General features: G+C 70.1%; 16 protein-coding genes and 1 pseudogene. 6 read left to right on the top strand and 11 right to left on the bottom strand.

The features are described from left to right. Positions 1–12: 12 nt before the first annotated feature. From ACFWU6_RS04735 to ACFWU6_RS04710, 6 genes are all read right to left on the bottom strand, one after another. Positions 13–663 (bottom strand): hypothetical protein, encoded by a 651-nt coding sequence (locus tag ACFWU6_RS04735; protein WP_383809169.1) that lies wholly within the window; start codon positions 661–663, stop codon positions 13–15. Further along, positions 660–1274: a DUF6114 domain-containing protein gene (locus ACFWU6_RS04730; protein ID WP_383978462.1), complete on the bottom strand. Its 615-nt coding sequence runs from the start codon at positions 1272–1274 to the stop codon at positions 660–662. Before ACFWU6_RS04730 ends, ACFWU6_RS04735 begins: the two co-directional genes overlap by 4 nt. Then, positions 1265–1897, bottom strand: coding sequence for a DUF6230 family protein (locus ACFWU6_RS04725; RefSeq protein WP_383809163.1), 633 nt, complete (start codon positions 1895–1897; stop codon positions 1265–1267). The genes ACFWU6_RS04730 and ACFWU6_RS04725 overlap by 10 nt, the downstream gene beginning before the upstream one ends. 105 nt (positions 1898–2002) lie before the next feature. After that, positions 2003–2770 (bottom strand): MerR family transcriptional regulator, encoded by a 768-nt coding sequence (locus tag ACFWU6_RS04720; protein ID WP_383809160.1) that lies wholly within the window; start codon positions 2768–2770, stop codon positions 2003–2005. 28 nt (positions 2771–2798) lie between these two features. Beyond that, entirely contained in the window at positions 2799–3992 is a 1194-nt protein-coding gene (locus ACFWU6_RS04715) for a methyltransferase (protein WP_383978521.1), read from the bottom strand. Positions 3993–4093: 101 nt separating this feature from the next. After that, positions 4094–4459: a tetratricopeptide repeat protein gene (locus tag ACFWU6_RS04710; protein ID WP_383978459.1), complete on the bottom strand. Its 366-nt coding sequence runs from the start codon at positions 4457–4459 to the stop codon at positions 4094–4096. Positions 4460–4564: 105 nt separating this feature from the next. Between ACFWU6_RS04710 and ACFWU6_RS04705 the strand changes: the two genes are divergently transcribed. Continuing rightward, positions 4565–5530 carry a pirin family protein gene (locus ACFWU6_RS04705; protein WP_383978456.1) on the top strand — a complete coding sequence of 322 codons (966 nt, stop codon included), beginning with the start codon at positions 4565–4567 and terminating at the stop codon, positions 5528–5530. A gap of 559 nt (positions 5531–6089) precedes the next feature. On the opposite strand, the gene ACFWU6_RS04700 is transcribed toward ACFWU6_RS04705, so the two are convergent. Continuing rightward, a complete protein-coding gene (locus tag ACFWU6_RS04700) occupies positions 6090–6665 on the bottom strand; it encodes a TetR family transcriptional regulator (protein ID WP_383978453.1) in 576 nt (191 codons plus the stop codon). Between the two features lie 97 nt (positions 6666–6762). Here ACFWU6_RS04700 and ACFWU6_RS04695 point away from each other — a divergent pair, with 97 nt between their 5' ends. The 3 genes from ACFWU6_RS04695 to ACFWU6_RS04685 all read left to right on the top strand — a co-directional run bounded on the left by ACFWU6_RS04695 (position 6763) and on the right by ACFWU6_RS04685 (position 10669). Then, positions 6763–7746 (top strand): aldo/keto reductase, encoded by a 984-nt coding sequence (locus ACFWU6_RS04695; protein ID WP_383978450.1) that lies wholly within the window; start codon positions 6763–6765, stop codon positions 7744–7746. Between the two features lie 219 nt (positions 7747–7965). After that, positions 7966–10014 carry an NAD-dependent DNA ligase LigA gene (gene ligA / locus ACFWU6_RS04690; RefSeq protein WP_383978447.1) on the top strand — a complete coding sequence of 683 codons (2049 nt, stop codon included), beginning with the start codon at positions 7966–7968 and terminating at the stop codon, positions 10012–10014. Positions 10015–10375: 361 nt separating this feature from the next. Further along, positions 10376–10669 (top strand): hypothetical protein, encoded by a 294-nt coding sequence (locus tag ACFWU6_RS04685; RefSeq protein WP_383978443.1) that lies wholly within the window; start codon positions 10376–10378, stop codon positions 10667–10669. A gap of 197 nt (positions 10670–10866) precedes the next feature. Here ACFWU6_RS04685 and ACFWU6_RS04680 read toward each other — a convergent pair whose 3' ends face one another. Then, positions 10867–12510 carry a histidine decarboxylase gene (locus ACFWU6_RS04680; RefSeq protein WP_383978441.1) on the bottom strand — a complete coding sequence of 548 codons (1644 nt, stop codon included), beginning with the start codon at positions 12508–12510 and terminating at the stop codon, positions 10867–10869. A 439-nt stretch (positions 12511–12949) separates the two neighbouring features. Here ACFWU6_RS04680 and ACFWU6_RS04675 point away from each other — a divergent pair. Further along, positions 12950–13237, top strand: a pseudogene (locus ACFWU6_RS04675) (IS701 family transposase); the annotation flags it as partial. A gap of 47 nt (positions 13238–13284) precedes the next feature. On the opposite strand, the gene ACFWU6_RS04670 reads toward ACFWU6_RS04675, so the two are convergent. Together ACFWU6_RS04670 and ACFWU6_RS04665 are read right to left on the bottom strand one after the other, a co-directional pair. Continuing rightward, on the bottom strand, positions 13285–13836 hold the full coding sequence (locus ACFWU6_RS04670) for an EF-hand domain-containing protein (RefSeq protein ID WP_383809140.1): 552 nt from the start codon (positions 13834–13836) through the stop codon (positions 13285–13287). 134 nt (positions 13837–13970) lie between these two features. Next, complete coding sequence (locus ACFWU6_RS04665) at positions 13971–16280, bottom strand: molybdopterin-dependent oxidoreductase (RefSeq protein WP_383978438.1); 2310 nt, start codon at positions 16278–16280, stop codon at positions 13971–13973. A gap of 388 nt (positions 16281–16668) precedes the next feature. Between ACFWU6_RS04665 and ACFWU6_RS04660 the strand changes: the two genes are divergently transcribed. Further along, positions 16669–16899: a hypothetical protein gene (locus ACFWU6_RS04660; RefSeq protein WP_383809134.1), complete on the top strand. Its 231-nt coding sequence runs from the start codon at positions 16669–16671 to the stop codon at positions 16897–16899. A gap of 311 nt (positions 16900–17210) precedes the next feature. Here ACFWU6_RS04660 and ACFWU6_RS04655 read toward each other — a convergent pair whose 3' ends face one another. Beyond that, the gene (locus ACFWU6_RS04655; RefSeq protein WP_383978435.1) at positions 17211–19319 is read right to left on the bottom strand and encodes an MMPL family transporter; all 2109 of its coding nucleotides are present in this window, start codon (positions 19317–19319) and stop codon (positions 17211–17213) included. Positions 19320–19381 lie beyond the last annotated feature (62 nt).

Genomic DNA, 19381 nt, shown 5'->3' with positions numbered 1-19381 from the left:
CGGTACGGGTGATCAGGGGCCGACGGTGATCTGCTGCGCCGGGTTCGTGGTGTCGGCGACCTTGTAGACGGCGTTGAAGGTGGAGGAGGTCGCGCTCGTCGGGCAGCCGAAACTTCCGGTGACCGTGACGGGCACGGAGGCGTTGGTGAAGGTCAGGCTCGACGGGGCGCCGTTCGCCCAGGTCCCGCCGACGTTCGCGGGGGCCGTGGGCGCGGTGACGACGGTGCAGTTGGCCAGGCCGCTCGTCGTCACGACGAGGCCGCCGACCGGCACCTTCATGGTGGCGGTGATCGGGGAGCCGTTCTGCATCGACACCGTCCAGGCCCCGCTGGTGGTGACGGTGGGGGTCACGCCCGGCATGCTGGACGTGCAGGAGCTGTACGTCGGGGGCGTGATCGGCGAAGTGACCGGTCCGGCCGGGTTGTTGTTGCCGGGGGCGGCCGGCACGGTGCCGGTGGAGACGGAGACCGAACAGGTCACCGTGACCGAACCGGCCTTGAGGGTGGCCTTGCCGCTGAGGGTGGCCTTGAAGGCGTGACCGGCCGGGGTGACGGTGGTGGACCCGGCCAGCGGTAAGGGAGCGGCGGTCGCGGTGACCGAGGCCACCGACAGGGCTCCGGCGGCGGCTATCCCGAGGACGAGCGAGGTACGCGTACGGCTCACGGCTGTGCTCCTTGGGGATCGTGGTGCGGGGGTGTGGGTGTGGCGGTGGGGGTGGGGCCGGGGTCGGGAGCGGCGGGCTCCGTGCCCCCGGCGGACGGGACGGCGACCGGCTGCCATGCGAACATGAGGCCTCCGCCGAGGATGCCGAGCAGGGTGCCGATCAGGAATCCGCCCAGGTTCGACAGGACGAGGGCGGCCGTCGCGATCAGCACGGTGAGGACACCGGCCAGGTTCCGCTGCGCGGGCGAGAACCAGGCGGTGAGTCCGAGCACGATCATGACGAGGCCCATCAGGACGGACGGGATGCCCGCCACCCCCTGCTGGAGCATGATCTTCAGCGGGGCGAGGGGCAGGACGCAGATCTCGGCGCCGGCGAGGAGGGCGAGGAGACCTCCCCAGAACGGTCTGCTCCGGCGCCAGCGGCGGAACCGTCCGGACCGGCCCCGCCCGACGGGTGCACCCGCTGCACCCGCCGTCGCGGCGGTGCCCGGATCGTCCGGCCCGGTCGGCGCGCCGCGCCCTCTCCGTTCCTTCCGCCCCGCCCGCCCCGTCCTTTCCGTCCTTTCCGTGCGTTCTTCCGGCCGCCCGTCGTCGCGGCGGCTCAGAAGCATTCCTTCTTGCCCTTGCTGACGTTCATGCTGAGACCGGAGAGCTTGAAGGTGCCGGCGTTCGTGGCCCACGCCGTCTGCTGCAGGTTGGAGATGCTGATCGTGTCCGCCTGTTGGGCGAAGAGGTCCTGCATCCCCTGCGCGTCCGCCGGGCCCTTGTCGAGGGTGGAGGCGTCACGGCCGATCTCGATGTTGCTGAAGACGGCGTCGCCGGAGAGCTGCGTCGCGTCCACGAACAGGTTGCTGGCCTCGACCGGGGTCTTCTGGCCGGCGGTGAGGTTGAGCGAGATGTCACCGATCATCGGGAGGGTCGTCACCACGGACTGGCAGAGGCTGTGGAGCTTGGCCTCCCTGATCGCAGTGACCGCGACCGGTATGAGCTCCTGGCGCGCGTTGACGTCCACGCTGCCGTACTGGGCGAAGCCCTCGCCGTCCAGGCTCTTCGCCGAGACCTTGAACTGCTGTCCCGACACCGCGAAGGAGGCGGCGAGCACGCCCTGCGAGAGGGCGATGCCGAGGCCGGCGGTCACGGCCACGGCGGGGACGGTCAGGACGGCGAACCGGCGCCAGCGCACTCGGCCCGCGGCCCCGCCCGGCGCTTCGGATAACTTCGGGGAATCTGCCATGATCGTCCCTTATTTCGGCTGTGCACCGTTGTTACCGACGAGTTGAATGTAAGAGTGCCAATGGAGGTTGGCAAGGTTGCGCGAGCGCACCCTTTCGGCCGACTCCTACTGCTCCGTACGCAGCAGTTCGGCGACCTCCGCCTCCACCCGCCGGGCCATCGCCCGCGCGAACTCCGTGGCCACCACCTCCCCGGCCACCGGGCGCAGGGCCGTCACCGCCTCCGTGATGTGCTGGAGCTGCGTGGCCGAAAGCGGCTCCAGCCCCTCCGAGCCGATCACATGCCGTCGGAACAGTCCGACGAAAAGGTCCGCCAACGCGGACGCCTGCACCTGGAGGAAGTCCCCCGCGTCCAGGATCTCCGCGAGGGGCACCCCCTGGCGCACCAGGGCCAGGGTCGCGTCCAGCAGCCGGCGGTTCGGGTACGTGACCCGGTCCCCGTCGACCGTCACGTACCCCAGCTCCGCCGCCCGCCGGGTGTCCTGCGCCGTCGCCGAGGGGCCGAACAGCTCCCGCAGCTGTGCCCGGGTCATCGTGACCGGCTCCTCCTGGACCCAGCCGCGGGTCATCTCCCGCTCCAGGCCCAGCAGTCGGGACAGGCCGTCGCCCTGCTCCCACGCGTCCAGCAGCTCGGCGATGCCGTTGACCGTGTACCCCCGGCCCAGCAGGTCGCTGATCAGCCGCAACCGCGTCAGGTGGTCGTCGGAGTACCAGGCGATCCGGCCCTCCCGGCGCGGCGGCGGCAGCAGGCCGCGCTCCTGGTAGTAGCGCAGGTTGCGCACCTTGACGCCCGCCGCCCGCGCCACGTCCTCCCGGCGGTACCGCCCGCCACCGTCGGCCACTGCGTCCCCGTCATTGCGTACCTGGCTGCTCACGCGGCCGAGTGTAGGACGTACCGGCAGGTCACATAGGCCGCGGACGATCCTGCTTGACCGCCCGCAGGACCACGAACTTCGGTTCGGACGCGACGACTTCGCTGTTGCCGAAGAGGCGGCGCAGGTGCGTGTGGTAACCCATGTGCCGGTTGGCCACCACCCACAGCTCACCGCCCGGGCGCAGCACCTTGCGCGACTGCGCGAACATCCGCAGCGCGGTCGCGTCCGTCGTCGCCTGGTGGGAGTGGAACGGCGGGTTGCAGAGCACCAGGTCCACGGAGGCCGGGGGCAGCATGGCGACACCGTCGCCGACCAGGAACTCGGCGGTCCGCCGCCCCTCGCGGACGTTCGCCCGGTACGTGGCCTGCGCCGAGGCGACGGCCTGGTACGACTCGTCGGTGAAGACGACCTCGGCGTCCGGGTCGTGGACCTGGACCGCGGTGCCGACGACGCCGTTGCCGCAGCCGAGGTCCACGACCCGGGCGCCGTCGGTGTTGGTCGGCAGGTTCTGCAGGAAGAAGCGGGTGCCGATGTCGAGCCGGTCGGCGCAGAAGATCCCGGCGTGGTTGGCCACGGTCAGCCCGGCACCCGAACCGCCGTCCTCGTCGACCGTGTACGTCAGGGGCCACGGCCCGGGGGTCGCGGGCCGGGTGGCGCCGGGGGTTCCCGGCGTACAGAAGATCAGGCGCGCCTTCTTCTCGGCGAGCGAGGTCTTCGTCGGGCCCAGGATCCGCTCGAAGAGCCGCAGGGTGGAGGTGTGGATCTCCTTGACCATGCCGGCGCCGACGACCACGGTGCCCGCGTGCACGTGCGGGGCCACCCGGTGCAGCTGGTCCTCCAGCAGTGCCAGGCTCTTCGGTACGCGCACCAGCAGGACGTCGATCCGCTCCGGCGGCGCGTCCTGCGTGGTCAGCAGCGTCACCGTCGACTTCGCGGTCCCGATCCCGGCCCGGTCCAGGTTCGCCGCGGTGGCGGACCTGGAGAGGGAGGAGTCGGTGATCTGCGTCGGGTGGTAGGCGGCGAGCGCGGTCGTCAGCGCCCCCCACCGGTCACCGAGGACGGTGATCTGGCCGGCGCCGGCCAGATCCACCGGGCCGCGGTCGCCCGTACCGGAGTCGAGGTGGCGCAGGAGGTACTCGTCGGCGGCGTCCCAGGCGAAGAGCCGGTCGCGCGGGTCCTCGGGGAAGCGGGTGAGCTCGTAGGAGCCGAAGGGCGTGGTCAGACGGTTCATATTGAACCCAGGCTAACCGAGCCGGGGCCCGCCCCCCGCACGGACCGGGCCGGGCCCCGCACGGGTCGGGGCCCGGCCCGGCCGACCGGGTCCTACCCGCGGGCGTCGCCTCCGGGGAGGTCGCCGGCCATCGCGGCGGCCATCCGCAGGTACGGACGGGCCTCGCCGGCCCGGCCGAGCCGCTCCAGCGTGCGACCGAGCATCAGCTGCGCGTAGTCCTCGACCGGCCAGCGCTCCAGGATGGCGCGGAGCTCGCCCTCGGCGCGCACGAGCTGGGCGGAGTGGTAGTAGGCGCGGGCCAGCAGCAGTCGTGGTGCGAGCTGCTCGGGGACCTCCCGCGCGAGCCCGTCCAGGACGCGGGCGGCCGTCGCGTACTCCTTCGCGTCGAAGAAGAGCCGGGCGCGCTCCCAGCGCTCGGCTGCGGTCCCGTGGCCCAGGTAGGTCGTCTGCCCGTTCATCGCGTCCCTTCCGCCGTGCGGGTGATCCGTTCGCCGCCTCCAACACGGCTGCGCGGCGGAACATTCCGCTCACCGGGGCCGCGCCCGCGCGGCTAGGTTGTCCGCATGAGCAATCTCGATCGCCAGCCCGCTCTCTCCGCCTGCGGCGGCCGCGGCTTCGTCGTGGCCGAGCCGGTCCGCGAACTCCTCAGCCCGCGCACGGTCGCGCTCGGGGAGTCCACCGAGGTCCGCCGCCTCCTGCCGAACCTGGGCCGCCGCATGGTGGGTGCCTGGTGCTTCGTGGACCACTACGGCCCGGACGACATCGCCGACGAGCCCGGCATGCAGGTCGCGCCGCATCCGCACTCCGGCCTCCAGACGGTGAGCTGGCTCCACGAGGGCGAGGTCCTGCACCGCGACAGCGTCGGCAGCCTCGCGACGATCCGCCCCCGCGAGCTCGGCCTGATGACCTCCGGCCGGGGCATCAGCCACTCCGAGGAGAGCCCCCGCCCGCACGCCCGGCTCCTGCACGGCGCACAGCTGTGGGTGGCGCTGCCGGACGCCCACCGCGGCGTCGAGCCGCACTTCCAGCACCACGCGGAGCTCCCGCACGTCACGGCCCCCGGGCTGACGGCGACGGTCATCCTGGGCACCCTGGACACGGCGACCTCGCCCGGCACGGCGTACAGCCCGATCGTCGGCGCGGACCTGACCCTGGCGGCGGGCACCGAGACCCGTCTCCCCCTGGACCCGGACTTCGAGTACGCGGCCTTGTCGATGTCGGGCGACGCCCACGTCGACGGCGTCCGAATCCTCCCGGGCTCGATGCTCTACCTCGGCTGCGGCCGCACCGAACTCCCGCTGCGCGCGGCCTCGGACGCGAGCCTGATACTGCTGGGCGGCGAGCCGTTCGAGGAGGAGATCGTGATGTTCTGGAACTGGATCGGACGGTCCCATGAGGACATCGCGCAGGCCCGCGAGGACTGGATGAAGGGGACGCGATTCGGTGAGGTGAAGGGCTACGACGGCCCTCCGATTCCGTCCCCCGAACTGCCGCCAACTCACCTGAAGCCCAGGGGAAGAGTGCGTTGACCTGCCATTTCATTCCGCCCCCGGCCGGGCGCAGCGCGCGCGGCACCCTTTCCGCTTCTTGTTGCCGAAGTGGGGTCGTCGGACATCGTCCGACGGCCTTCGGGGTGCGTGATCGAGTCTCATGGGTTGCAGGCTGTAAACAGCTCTGGTTGGACGAATGCTGACCTTTTGCTGACTTTACTGACGAGTAGTTAGATCGGCCCTAGGCTGGCGCCGGATTGCCTTGCCCGCAAAGGACGGCGGATGCTGCCCTTGCCTCGTCGGCTCCGACGGCCTTGTCTGCGGAGCCGGTCAAGGCGTTCGATCTGGGCCAGCTCTGAGTAGAAATCGATGCGGTCCTGGGCAGGCGTCCAAACTCACTCGCCCATTGCAGAGGAGCGCGTAACTGGCAGGGCGGGGCCGCCGGAAGTAAGTGTGGTTGCAAAAGTGGACCCCAAACCGCTCAATGGCCTGAGCGCAGTCCAACGGGTCGTCGAGGCGTTGCTGGAGACCTCGCGGAGGATTCGAAACTGCGACAGCCGCAGCACTCATGGTGCCTGGTAGTGCCACTCCGGGCCGGTCAGGCCGGGGCGGTGATCCGGCGTACGGATTCCACCACCGCCGCGCGGTGGCGGGCGATCCGGTCGGCTGCCCAGCCTGGGGCCGTCCCGCCGTCCGCCGGAGCGCCCACCGCGCCGAACCACGCCTGCGAGAGGGCCATCACCAGGGTCAGCACGTCGCCGGCGTCCACTCCGGCGTCGATCCGGCCCGCCTCCTGCGCCTGCCGCACCGCCGCGATCTTGCCCGCGTAGGACGTCGCCTCCGTGTCCGTCGCCTCCGGACGCTCCAGCTGCTTCCAGAGCACCAGGCGCATCAGGGACGGCCGCTCGACGAGGTGGTCGAAGACGGCGCCCGCGTAGCCGGCCAGGTCGTCGGGATCGAACGGCACGGACTCCGAGCCCGTCTCCAGCGCCCGCTGCAGCACGGCGTCGAAGAGCTGCTCCTTGTTGCCGTAGTACACGTAGATGAGCCGCTTGTTCGCCTGCGCCGCCTCGGCGATGCGGTCGACCCGCGCGCCGGCGATGCCGTGCGCGGCGAACTCGGAGAAGGCCGCGTCGAGCAGGCGCGCCTTGGTCGCGCTGGAATCCCGTGCCATGCCCCGAGCCTAGCAAGTAACTATCCGGTTATTGACATCCGCACCAGGTCCGTCGCATGCTCTATCTATCCAGTTAGTTACTTACCGGGAGATCACGATGGACATGCGCGCACTGGGCGGTCAGGGACTGAAGGTCGGCGCCGAGGGACTCGGCCTGATGGGCATGAGCGCCCACTACGGCGCCACGGACGAGACGGAGTCGCTCGCCACGATCGACCGGGCCCTGGAGCTCGGCGTCACCCTCCTCGACACCGCCGAGGGCTACGGCCCCTTCCGCAACGAACAACTGCTCGGCAAGGCCCTGGCCGGCCGCCGGGAAGCCGCCGTGATCGCCACCAAGACGGGGATCGAGTTCACCGACGAGGGCGCCTTCCTCGGCCACAACGCGACTCCGGAGTACATCCGCCGCTCGCTCGACCGCTCCCTGCGCCACCTGGGCACGGACCACGTCGACCTCTACTACCTGCACCGGATCGACCCGCACGTGCCCGTGGAGGAGAGCGTGGGCGCCCTGGCCGAGCTCGTCGCGGCGGGCAAGGTCCGCCACATCGGGCTGTGCGAGGTCGCGCCCGCCACCATCGCCCGCGCGCACGCCGTGCACCCGCTGACCGCCGTGCAGACCGAGTACAGCCTCTTCGAGCGAGGCATCGAGCACGACGGCGTCCTGGACGCACTGCGCGAACTGGGCATAGGGCTGGTCGCCTACTCCCCGCTCGGCCGGGGGTTCCTCTCCGGGGCCCTCACCAGCCCGGACGACTTCGCCCCGGACGACTTCCGCCGGACCGACCCCCGCTTCCAGGGCGAGAACTTCCAGCGCAACCTGGCCGTCGTCGACCAGGTGCGGCGCCTCGCCGCGGAGAAGGGGGTCACGCCCTCGCAGCTCGCGCTGGCCTGGACCCTGCGGCAGGGCGCCGTGCCTATCCCGGGCACCAAGCGCCGCCGCTACCTGGAGGAGAACGTCGCCGCCACCGCCGTGACGATCAGCGACGCGGACCTGGCCGCCATCGATGCCGTGGCCCCGCACGGCGTGGCCTCCGGCGACCGGTACGCCCCCGAGCTGATGAAGTCGCTGGGCGGCTGACCGGCCGGCCGTCGGAGCCCCGGACCCGGCGTAAGCCCCCTGCTGTGTCTTCGGAACGATCCGTCGATGCCTCCGGGCCCGGGGACACCACCCCTGGATCATCACCAACAAGGGGGCCGGAGTCTTCATTGCGGAGCCGGAAGGGTGGCGGGGGGCGGAAGTTCGAGGGCGCTGTCCGGCCGGCACGCGTCGGCGGCATTGTCAGTGCGGGGCAGGATGATGACCTTCATGACTGACAACAGCGCCCTGCATTCTCCTGCCGCCTACGCAGAGGCTGTGACCACTGCCCTGGCGGCGTCGGCCGCGTACTACGGCGACGGGACCACCCCGCTCGGTGACGACGAGTACGACGGGCTGCTGCGCGCCATCACGGCCTACGAGCAGGCCCATCCGGACGAGGCGCTCGCCGAGTCTCCGACCGGGAAGGTGGCGGGCGGGGCCGTCCAGGGAGACGTGCCGCACTCGGTGCCGATGCTCTCCCTCGACAACGTCTTTGACGCCGACGAGCTCGCCGAGTGGGCGGCCGGGCTGGACCGGCGTCTCGGGCACCCGGTGGCCGGGTGGTGTGTCGAGCCGAAGCTCGACGGTCTCGCGGTGGCCGCACGGTACCGGGGCGGCCGGCTCGTCCAGGTCCTCACCCGCGGCGACGGCCTGGCCGGCGAGGACATCACCCAAGCCGCCGACGCCGTCCTCGGCCTGCCGCCGGTCCTCACCGAACCGATCGACGTCGAGCTGCGCGGCGAGGTGCTGCTGACGACCGCGCAGTTCGAGGAGGCCAACCGGATCCGGCTCGCCCACGAGGCCACGCCCTTCGCGCACCCGCGCAGCGGAGCGGCCGGCACGCTGCGGGCGAAGGACCGCGCCTACCGGATCGAGCTGACCTTCTTCGCCTACAGCGCGATCGGCCTGGACGACCTGGACCACGTCGCTCTGCTGGAAACCCTGGCCGCGCTCGGCGCGAACACGGCCGCCAGCACCGCCGCGGCCCCGATGCGATGCGACACCGTAGAGCAGGTGCAGGAACGTATCGACATGATCGCCGGCCTGCGCGCGGACCTGCCGTTCGGAATCGACGGGGTCGTCGTCAAGGCCGACACGGCCGAGGACCAGCGGCAGGCCGGCAACGGCTCCCGCGCTCCGAGATGGGCGGTGGCCCGGAAACTGGCGGCCGAGCACAAGGTGACCCGCCTGCTGGCGGTGGAGTGGAACGTCGGCCGGACCGGGATCATCGCCCCGCGCGCCGTCCTGGAGCCCGTGGTCATCGACGGGGTGACGGTCACCTACGCCACCCTTCACAATCCGTCCGACATCACCCGCCGCGGGCTCATGATCGGCGACCAGGTGTTCGTGTACCGGGCCGGCGACGTGATCCCCCGAATTGAGGCACCGCTGGTCGACCAGCGCACCGGCGCCGAGACCCAGATCGCGTTCCCCGAGGCCTGCCCCCGCTGCGGGGACGAGATCGACGCCTCCGAGCAGCGGTGGCGATGCGTGCGCGGCCGCGACTGTCAGGCGGTGGCCTCGGTGATCTACGCCGCCGGCCGGGACCAGCTCGACATCGAAGGCCTCGGCGGCACGCGCGCGATCCAGCTCGTACAGACCGGCCTGGTCAACGACATAGCCGACCTTTTCACGCTCACCCGCGAACAGCTCCTCGGCCTGGAGCGCATGGGAGAGACCAGCGCCGCCAACCTTCTGGCCGCGATCGAGACCGCCCGCGGGGCCGCGTTGAGCCGCGTGTTCTGCGCCCTCGGCGTCCGCGGCACCGGACGCACGATGTCCCGCCGGATCGCCGCGTACTTCGGCTCCATGGACGCGATCCGGGCCGCGGCCGCGGACACGCTGGCCGGGGTCAACGGCATCGGCACCGAGAAGGCACGCGTCATCGCTGCCGAACTCGTCGAACTCGCCCCGCTCCTCGACAAGCTTCAGGCCCAGCAGGTCGGCACGCAGGCCACCGAGCCACTGAAGCCCGCGACCGACGCCAGAGCCGGCGAGGACTCGGCGGGCGCCCCGTTGGCCGGACAGGCGGTCGTGGTGACCGGCTCCATGACCGGCCCCCTCGCGGGGTTGTCCCGGAACGAGATGAACGAGCTGATCGAGCGGGCCGGCGGTAAGGCATCGTCGTCACTGTCCAAGCGCACCACCCTCCTGGTGGCGGGCGAGAAGGCAGGCTCCAAGCGCAGCAAGGCCGAAGAACTGGGTATCCGCATCCTCGACCCCCAGGAATTCGCCGTCCTCCTCGCCGACCTACTACCCACCACCTGACCATCGCTGCCCCAGCCCCCATCCGAGTTTGCCGAGTACGGAGGCCGGATCCGGGCGGCCGCCCGCCGTGGAGCGCACCTGCGCCTGGACGCGGGCCTGGCCGGCCACCGGCTGTCGCACGCGTGCGGCTGGCACGCTACCGCACCCGCCCATCAGCCACCGTGCCGCTTCCGGGACGGGCCGCGCCTGCACCTGCTCGGCTACGGCGACCGGACCGGACCCGCCTCCGCCACCCTCATCGGCGTCGGCCGCGCCACCCGCCCCACCAACAACCGGACCACCGCCCACGCATAAGCGTTTCGCGTTTGAGTTGGCTGTCCCCGGTTGGCTCCGTGGACGTCGACTACGAACGGCAGGGTGGGTGACTACAGTCACCCTCTACTCAGCCGAGGACGTCGCGCTCCTGGAGGTGGTCCGGCCCTCGGTGGACTGGCGGGCCGTGTGCACCGTGGTGGCGGGGCGTCGCTCACCGCTCGCAGCCCTTGACCCGATCGCCCCGGCCGACGATCGGGCGTTGCCGGCGGAGGTGGCGGGGATCGCCAGGGTTGCCCGGGCCGCGGTGGTGAACTGGCGCCGCCGGCGCCCCGACTTCCCCGACCCGGTGGCCGGCATAGACGTGCACCCGCAGCTCGACCGCCACACCGCCGTTGCCTGACTCCTGTCCCGCGACAAGATCGACATCCCCACGGGGCCGACGGTCTCCCCAGTGCTACTGGCCGGTACGGGGGGCGCGCCACGCACGGGTTCCGGCTTGATGACCCGTGGCTGACCCTGGCCGAGGACGCTGACGGGGAGGACCAGTTGTCCGGCTGGTCCACCGATACGGACGCCGAGCGCCCGGATGGTTATGGGTCAGCGTTGGCGGGGGAGTGGGGGGCGTTGGGCGTCGGGGTCGGTGGAGCGGTCGAAGGCGCCGGGCTCGGCGAGGTCTTCGAGGAGTTCGTCGATGAGTTGCCGGGTGACGTGGGGCATGACGTAGACGTGGCTGTAGTCGTGGCGGCGCCCGCCGAGGTTGAGGGGCATGCAGGCCAGGGAGTATTTGCGGGTGATGTCGGCGCGGGGTTGCTGGAACCAGATGCTGAGGGCATGGTCGGCGTGACCGACCTCGATGCCGTCCTCGGCCCAGGGCTCTGCGCGTTCGCGGAGCTGGTCGCTGAGTGTGCGCAGGCGTCGCGCGGTGTACTGGGCGAGTTGTGAGACGTCGGCGGCCTGGCGGATCTGTTGTTCCTCGCTGAGCTGGGCGAGGTGGTTCCACATGGCGAGGGCTGCGAACCCGCTGCGGGAGCCGGCGAAGGTGCTGTCGGGGGAGGAGACGTAGGCAGGGTCGGACGGCGGGCGGAGCTTGGCTCCCGCGCGTGCCATGTAGATCCCGGTGGGGACGGGCGCGCCGGGGTATTTGTGACCGCTGGTGACGATGGAGGACACCTCGGGGATCCGGAAGTCGAAGACCGGGGGTGCGGTGTCGGTGAGGCCGGTGTCGCGGGCCTTTTCCAGGTAGGGGGCGTAGGCGGCGCCCATGGCTCCGTCGACGTGGATCCAGTACCCGTTGCGGACGCTGACACGGTTGGGGTCGTCGGGGTCGAAACGCACGGTGCGGTCGACAAGACCATGCCGTGCGAAGACCGGCCGCAGGCGCTCGCAGGCGCCTTGGACGTCGTCGAAGGCGCCCTTGAAGACGCTGCCGACGTTGAAGTTGACCAGGACGGGGTGTCCCTTGGCGGCGAAGAAGTCCACGACGGCGACCAGGGCGTCGACATCGACGGTGCCCGGCCCCTCCTCGCCGCCGGTGGTCGGGACCCCGCCCAGCGGCCAGCCGTTGTACGTCGGCATCCCGGTACCGGACACGTCGATCGGGCACTGGTCCGGGTAGAGGCTTCCGCCCAGGTCGTAGAAGGTCGGGATGTCCAGCACCCGCATCGCCTTGATGTGCGAGTAGTGGGTCTCCCGGGAGAAGAACGCCACGGGCAGGTAGGCGTTGGGGTTGTCGTCGGGATGCTGGGACCGCAGGTAGCTGGTGCGGCAGCTGGCATCGCCGGAGACCTCGTCACGCACCAGGGCGTTGCCGTCCAGGTAGTCCCGTGCGTTCCACATCGCGTACAGGTTGCCTTCGGTGCTGCCCATGGACAGCACGTATCCCCATCCGTCCTTCTCGCACGGCCGGTCCGGATCCTCGGGCAGTGTCACGTGCCACAGACGGGCATAGTGCTCAAGGACGGCCCGCTCCAGCCACCGCGAGTGCAGGCTGTAGTGGCTGTCGACGAACGGGTCCCCGATGTTGTTCAGGTGGAAGCCCAGGAACCGGCCCAGCGCGGCGTGGCCCTCGAGCGACAGGTTCACCTGATAGCCCAGCAGGCGCCCGCGCTGCTCGCCGAGGTAGCCCTCCAGTTTGGTGAGGACCGCGGTCCTCTGCTCGTCGGTATAGGCGTCGGCACCCAGCCGGTAGTCGTCGTTGGTCGGCGGCGCCGCCACCGGGATTCCTGTGTATTCGGTCGTCATGAGGTGTCCGATTCTGAACAATCGCGCGGACCCGAAGGGATAGGGGTGGGGACAAGGCGCGAGGAAGGAGCGGCCGCAGCGACGGCCGCCCGAGCGCTGAACAGCCCAAACAGCAATCGCTGGAGGAGGTTCGGCCGTTGTCCAGGCACCTCGCGGCATCCAGGCTATATGCCCTGCGACGTAGGAATTCCCGCCCCATCCGCACAACATTCCTATTACCTGATTCCGGTGACCGGAGTTTGAATTCGCTAGCTCAAAGGCGCCATGAGCAGTGACGTTTATGCGCGCACCGGCAGCGGCGGCGAAGTGCTGGCTCCGAACTGACGTCCGTTTCTGCTGCCGGTCCTGTACGCCCCCGTCCGGGCGGCTCTTGGCGGCCCGGGCCACGCTGTTGCCCGGACCCCGGGTACCCGAAGGCGTGTCGACGCCGGTGGACTGTTGGACGATCGCCGAACCCTTCCAGTCCGGCAAGGGCCTGGCCGGACTGGACGAACACCAGGTCAGACTCTGGACGTCCTGGCACCGCTGGGTCACCCTCGCGATGCTGGTGCACGCCTTCCTCACCGTCGTCCGCGCCGACGAACACGCGGGCCATCCCAGTCCGGACGGGCTGCCCCCTGACCTGCAACGAGATCCAGCGCCTGTTCACGCTGGCCGTCCGACGCGTCCACGACACAGACCACCGGCTCGACTGGTCCCGCGGGCGACGCGCCACCAGGCCCGATCCAGCGACAAGCCAATCGAGCATGAAGATCGCGATCTAAAGCTGGAGTATCAGGCGGTGAATTTCCCGAAGAGGTGGTTGGCTGGAGCGTCCGGGTTGTTGCCGTAGAAGAACTCCGTGAGCGCCTGGTGGAACTCGGCGCGGTTCAGCGCGCCGGAGCCATCCCGGTCCAAAGCGGCGAAGACCGCGGCACAGTCCTCGCCGGGAACGCCGGCGACTGAGTCGAACATCTGCTGGAACTCCGCCTGATCGATCTTGCCGTCGGCGTTGAGATCGACCAGGTCGAAGAAGCAGTTGGTCACCGGCTCGATCTGTTCCGGGTACAGGTTGGGGTCGGTCAGGACCCGCTTGAATCCTTCGGTCATTTCCCGCAGATCGACCTTCCCGTCACCGTCCTGGTCCATCGGGGCGATCACCTTCGCCCAGAACCCGTCCATCCCCTGGGTGAGCTGGTGGGTGGTGGCGGAGTCCGGTGTGGTGCCGCGGGCGGCGATGTAGCGCTCGCTCATGTTGCGGACGTCCCGCTGGGTGATGAACCCGTCGCCGTCGACGTCGGCGCCCCTGAACCACTGGCCGTACTTGAGGTCTTGAAGTGCAGTCATGGCTGCGCACAGTATTCATGGCGTTACACAGGCGCAAACGGCGAGTGCAGGGCTCTCGGCGGTCTGACCGGCCCGCTACGCGTCTGACTAGGGCGTACATGGGAACGCGCCCGACGAGGCAGGAAGTCTTCGTGTCAATGTTCGAGGTCGGGTGGCGTGAAGGCGAGCACACCAGGCGGAAGATCGGCATAGACCTCGACATCGACCAGCGCACTGAGAGCACTCGGCCCCTGGGACAGGCGCGAGCACGGCCGATCTGCCGTGAGGACGTTCGGATTGCCGTGACGGTCCAGTGTCCCGCTGAGGCCCGGGTGGACCGGATCCCACCACGCTCCGGTGGACAGTTGTACGACGCCTGGCATGACGTCATCCGATAGCACGGCGCCCGCGAGGCAACTGCCTCGGTCGTTGTAGAGGCGTACGATCATGCCGTTCTCGATGCCGCGCGAGGCTGCGTCCGACGGATTGAGCGTCGCGGGCTCACGCCCTCGAATCTTTGAACTGAGGCTGTGACCGCCGTTGTCATACTGACTGTGCAGGCGCGAGGCGGGCTGATTCGAGATCAAATGCAGCGGAAATCGGTCCGCCAGATCAGCCTGAAGCCACTCCACTGGTTCGAACCATGTCGGATGCCCGGCGCAGTCGTCGTAGCCGAACGAGTCGATCTCCTCGGAGAAGACCTCGATCCTGCCCGACGGCGTCGCCAGGGGAAAACGCTGCGGATCCGAGCGCAGCGCCTCGAAGCTCCCGGGAAACGGTCCGGTCAGCGCCGGCAGCTCAGCGGTGGAGCTACGCCAGAAGTCGTCGAAGCTGGGCAAGGCGGCAACGTCGCCGAGCTCAGCCCTCGTCTGCTCGTAAAGGTGCCGGACCCATTCGATTTCGGAGCGCGACTGTGTGAACCCCTGCTCGTATCCGAGCCGGGCGGCCAGGGTGGCGAAGATATGGTGATCGGTGCGCGACTCGCCCTCCGGCTCACGGACCTTCGGCATCGCGACGAGGTGGGGATCGGAGAATCCGGCGGCGAAGTCGTCGCGCTCCAGGCTGGTGGCGACGGGGAGGACGATGTCCGCGAACTTGGCCGTGGTGTTCCACCAGGCTTCGTGAACCACCACCGTGTCAGGGCTCTGCCAGGCACGGGTCAACCGGTGCAAGTCCTGGTGGTGGTGGAACGGGTTCCCTCCGCACCAGTACACGAGGCGCAGCTCTGGCAACGTGAGCCGCTGCCCGTCGTAGTCGATGGTCTTCCCCGGATGCAGCAGGGTGTCGGCGATCCTGGCGACCGGGATGAAATCCGAAACGGGGTTGAAAACCGGGGGAATCGTCGCCACCGAGGGGCGGCCTGGGGCAACGCCGGTCGCGTCCATCGTCGCGTAGCCTGCGCCCCAGCCGCAGCCGGGCCGGCCCATCGAGCCCGCCATGGCGGCCAGCACGACGGACATCCAGATCGGCTGTTCACCGTGGTCTGCCCGTTGCACCGCGTAGTTCACCATGATGAGGGAACGCTGAGTGGTGAGGCGGCGAGCGAGGTCGGTGAGCGTGTCGCGGCTGATGCCCGTGATCCTCGCTGCCCAGGTGGCGTCCTTGGGGATACCGTCGAGCTCGCCGAGTATGTAGGAGGCGAAGCGGTCGAAGCCTACGCAGCACCGGCGGAGGAAGTCCTCGTCATGCCACCCGTTGACCAGCATCGTGTGGGCGATGCCGAGCATCGCGGCGGTGTCGGTGTTGGGGATGACGGGCAGCCACTCGGCGTCGAGGAAGCTCGCGACGTCGCTGCGGATGGGGCTGACGTTCACGAACCGCACTCCGGCCTCGCGGCACCGGCGCTGCAGGTTCGACGTCTGGTGCCTGGCCAGCCCGCCGGGATTGATCTGGCTGTTCTTGAGAGCCAGCCCGCCGAACGCCACCACGAGCTCGCAGTTCCCGGCGATCTCGTCCCACATCGGCATCCGGGACTGATAGCTCCACGGATGCCCGCCGATCACGTGGGGAAGAATGACCTCCAACGCCGCAGTGCTGTACGTGTTGCGCGAGTCGGTGTAGCCCCCGCCCAACGACAGGAACCGGTGGAGTTGCCCCTGTGCGTTGTGGAACGCGCCGGCACTCGCCCAGCCGTAGGATCCGCCGAACACCGCGCTGTCTCCGTGCTGTGAGCGCACCCGACGGAGTTCATCGCTCACCAGCGTGATCGCGTCGTCCCAGCTCACCTCCACGAAAGCGTCCGCGCCTCTCGCCGTGTCACGGGCGCGCGGCAAACCGTGCAGCCAGCCCTTTCGCACCGCAGGGCGTAAGACGCGAGCGCTGTCGTCGGCCGCCGTCACCATTCCCGGGCCGATGGGCGACGGCGCAGGGTCATCACCCCGCGGCTCAATCCGAACCAACCGACCAGAATCGACCACCGCGACAAAACTGCCCCAATGCGTCGCGACCGACATGCGTCGTTCCACCGTGCATCAACTCCATCCTGAGGTTCCCCTGCTCCCGGACAGCGCTGCTTACGCCACAGGCACTCCACTTCAGTGGACGCTCCGCGGGACAGAGACTTCCCCGGCGGTCTGCTGCCCAACCCCGGCGGTGCTCCAGGTTCTGCTCCACCCCTCCCGGGCTGCTGACCGAGCCCTGCATCTGCCCGCCGAAGCGCGACGCCGCCTCGCCCTCGTTCTGCGCGGCCGCCCCCGCCAGCCCGGCCTGGACGACCAGATCGTGCAGGAGGCCATCGACCACCACACCCGCCGCTCGGCCTCACTGATGCCGGGGTCTTCCACGGTTTCGCCCTGCGCGCCTGGGGCCACTGGCGGAGCGCGGACCCTCAGCGCCGAGGGAGAGTACCTGTCGGTGACCTGGCATACCCTGGCTGCCCGCACCACGCAGCCGATCTCATCCTCGCTGGGAACAGTTGACGGCAACTATCTCTGCCGAACCGCCGTCCGCCTCGACTCCTCGCTGATCGGCTCGCAGATCGTCCGAGACCACGTTCCGGCCGGACGGGCCTTCTCCTCCATCGAGGAACTGGACTCCGCATTCCGTCAGGCCGGTGTCACCGTCTCCGGCGCTGTCCCCGCGTAGCAGTTTCCCTTCACGGTGCGAGTCCGGGCCGGGCGACAGAACCGCTACCGAAGGAGCGGGCGGCAGGGGAACGGGGTGGCCGCAGTGTGACTCGCGTGGGACGAGTCACTGAGTCCCTGCCGTTCGGGGCGGAGATGCAGAGGGCGGTCATGTCCGGCATGGAGGAGGGGCCGGAACGGTGGTGAGGGCGCCCGGCACGGATTCCGGAGGCCACCGCGGTGTTCTGCAGCCGCCCGTGCATCAGCCGGTCGCTGTCGCCGTTGCCCGTGACACAGGCACTGGGGTGCGGGTGGTGGCCGGGCAGTCGGGTGTCAGCTCGCTGCGGGCTCACTTGTCGTGGTGCGCGGGCCGGGGCGACGTCGCCGGCCGATGGGTGCGGGCTTCCACCAGTTGGCGGGGCCCAGAAGTGCCATGACTGCGGGGACGAGGATCCCGCGGACCAGGATCGCGTCGAGGATCGCTGCCGAGGCGATGCCCGCGCCCATGAGTTTGAGGATGGTGACGTGGGAGGTCGTGATGGCAGCGGTGGAGATGGCGAGGGCCGCTGCGGCGGAGGTCATCAGCCGGCCGGTGCGGGAGATGCCCTTGACGATGGCCGCCTGGTTGTCCAAGCCGCGGTCGAACTCCTCCCTGATTCTGCCGAGGAGGAAGACCTCGTAGTCGATGGACAGGCCGAACGCGACGGCCAGGGTGAACAGCAGCAGACTTGCGTCGAGGGAACCGGTGACCGTGAACCCGCCCAGCACGTCCGCCCCGTGTCCGTACTGGAAGATCCCCACGATCAAGCCGAGAACGGCAGCCAAGCTGACGACGGCCACCGCGAGCGCTTTCAAGGGTGCCATGGCACTACGGGTGAAGGCGGTGAGCGCGGCCAGCAGGAACACACACATCGCCACTGCAACACCGGGCAGCGCGCCACGCACCGCGTCTGTGGTGTCGGTGATCTGCGCGGCCCGACCGCCTACCAGGGCCGGACCCGGCGCGGGAGTCTTGCGCAGCCCATCGACCAGGCGCGCGGCCTGGGGCGTGTCGGGGTCCACCGTTGCCGCCACCAGCACCAGCACCAGCGCCGGGCGCTGCTCCTGCTCCGCCTGTCCAGGCCGGCCCGCCGCAGAAGTGGACACGACGCGCACCGCACCTACCTGTGGCAACCGGGCCACGGCGGCCGTGTAGTTTCCCAGACCCGCGCCCGGCCGTTCAAGGACCACCACCTGGACTCGTTCCGGAGGCACTTCGAAGCGCCCGCGCAGGTCCGTTGCCGCAGCGGCGGCTGAGGCCGTCGGCGGCAGCGTCCGCTCGTCGATCGCGCCCAACCGCAGACCCGTTGCGGGCCAAGCCACCACGACCAGCACCGCAAGCGCCCCCACGCCCGCCGCCACAGGCCAGGCAGTGACACGGCGGGCGAGCTCCCGCCAGAACCGGCTGGCTCCTCCGACCGGAGCCCGGCGCAGCCGGCGCAGCGGGTCGGCGCCATCGACGCGATCACCCAGCAGCGTCAACGCGGCCGGCAGCACCGTCAACGCGGCCAGCGCCGCCAGCAACGTCACCGCAACTCCCGCGAGGGCCAGCGCGCGCAGCAGCGGGACGGGGATGGCGGCCACCGCCACCAGGCAGGCAGAGATCACTGCTGCCGAGCAGAGCACACAACGACCCGATGTATTGAGCGCCACGTCCAGTGCCTGGGCACGCGGCATCCCCTTGGCGTGCTCCTCGCGGTAGCGGGCGAGGACGAACAAGGTGAAGTCGATCGACAGGCCGAAGCCGATAGCCGCGGCCGCGTTGACCGCGAACGCGGACACATCACTCACCTGGGCCAGCAGACCCAGCAATGGCACACAGCAGACGACGGCCAGCACCGCGACCACGAGGGGCAGCGCGGCCGCCGCCCACGAACCGTAGGTCAGCAGGAGGAGAAGCAAGACGAGCGGCGCAGCCCAGAGTTCCGCCTTCAGCAGATCGGCCTCGGCCTGCTGGTCGATCTCGGCCGTCGCCCATGAGACCCCGCTCGCGTCCACCCGCATCCCCGGCACCGCTGCCCGCGCCTTGGGCACCAGACGCAACGCCGCTTCCTTGCGGTCCGCGTCGCTGCCCGACAGCGAGACCGTCACCAGTCCGGTGCGTCCGTCCCGCGAGATCAGCCATGGATCTCCCGTGGCGGCCGACTGCACCGTACGCACAGCCGGCTCGTCTGCCACCACACCGGCAACGACCCTGGCACCCGCTGCAACCGCCGGCCGTGCGCCCCCGTCGCCCACCGTCACGGCGAGCACCAGATCCGGGGTGCCGACTTCCAGCAGTTCAGCCTGCGTCTGAGCCCTGGCTGACTCGGTGCCTGTGGCGATGGTCCCTCCTGCGCCGAAAGTGCCGGATACCGCTGGGAGACTCAGGAGCGCCGCGAACAGCGCAACCGCCGCGCACACCACCACCCCCCAGGCCCGGGACGCCGACCACAGCCCCCTCGCTGTCCCATCCTCGCTGCGTA

The organism is Streptomyces sp. NPDC058674 (assembly GCF_042716505.1).
Taxonomy (GTDB): domain Bacteria; phylum Actinomycetota; class Actinomycetes; order Streptomycetales; family Streptomycetaceae; genus Streptomyces.
The sequence above is the reverse complement of the archived record's forward strand: the minus strand, read 5'-3'. Positions and strand labels throughout refer to the sequence as shown.

What these genes read in the sequence shown, in the direction of transcription:
- ACFWU6_RS04730 (WP_383978462.1), bottom strand. Translation starts at nt 1,274, where the DNA reads ATGCTTCTGAGCCGCCGCGACGACGGGCGGCCGGAAGAACGCACGGAA.
- ACFWU6_RS04725 (WP_383809163.1), bottom strand. Translation starts at nt 1,897, where the DNA reads ATGGCAGATTCCCCGAAGTTATCCGAAGCGCCGGGCGGGGCCGCGGGC.
- ACFWU6_RS04710 (WP_383978459.1), bottom strand. Translation starts at nt 4,459, where the DNA reads ATGAACGGGCAGACGACCTACCTGGGCCACGGGACCGCAGCCGAGCGC.
- ACFWU6_RS04705 (WP_383978456.1), top strand. Translation starts at nt 4,565, where the DNA reads ATGAGCAATCTCGATCGCCAGCCCGCTCTCTCCGCCTGCGGCGGCCGC.
- ACFWU6_RS04700 (WP_383978453.1), bottom strand. Translation starts at nt 6,665, where the DNA reads ATGGCACGGGATTCCAGCGCGACCAAGGCGCGCCTGCTCGACGCGGCC.
- ACFWU6_RS04695 (WP_383978450.1), top strand. Translation starts at nt 6,763, where the DNA reads ATGGACATGCGCGCACTGGGCGGTCAGGGACTGAAGGTCGGCGCCGAG.
- ligA (WP_383978447.1), top strand. Translation starts at nt 7,966, where the DNA reads ATGACCTTCATGACTGACAACAGCGCCCTGCATTCTCCTGCCGCCTAC.
- ACFWU6_RS04680 (WP_383978441.1), bottom strand. Translation starts at nt 12,510, where the DNA reads ATGACGACCGAATACACAGGAATCCCGGTGGCGGCGCCGCCGACCAAC.
- ACFWU6_RS04670 (WP_383809140.1), bottom strand. Translation starts at nt 13,836, where the DNA reads ATGACTGCACTTCAAGACCTCAAGTACGGCCAGTGGTTCAGGGGCGCC.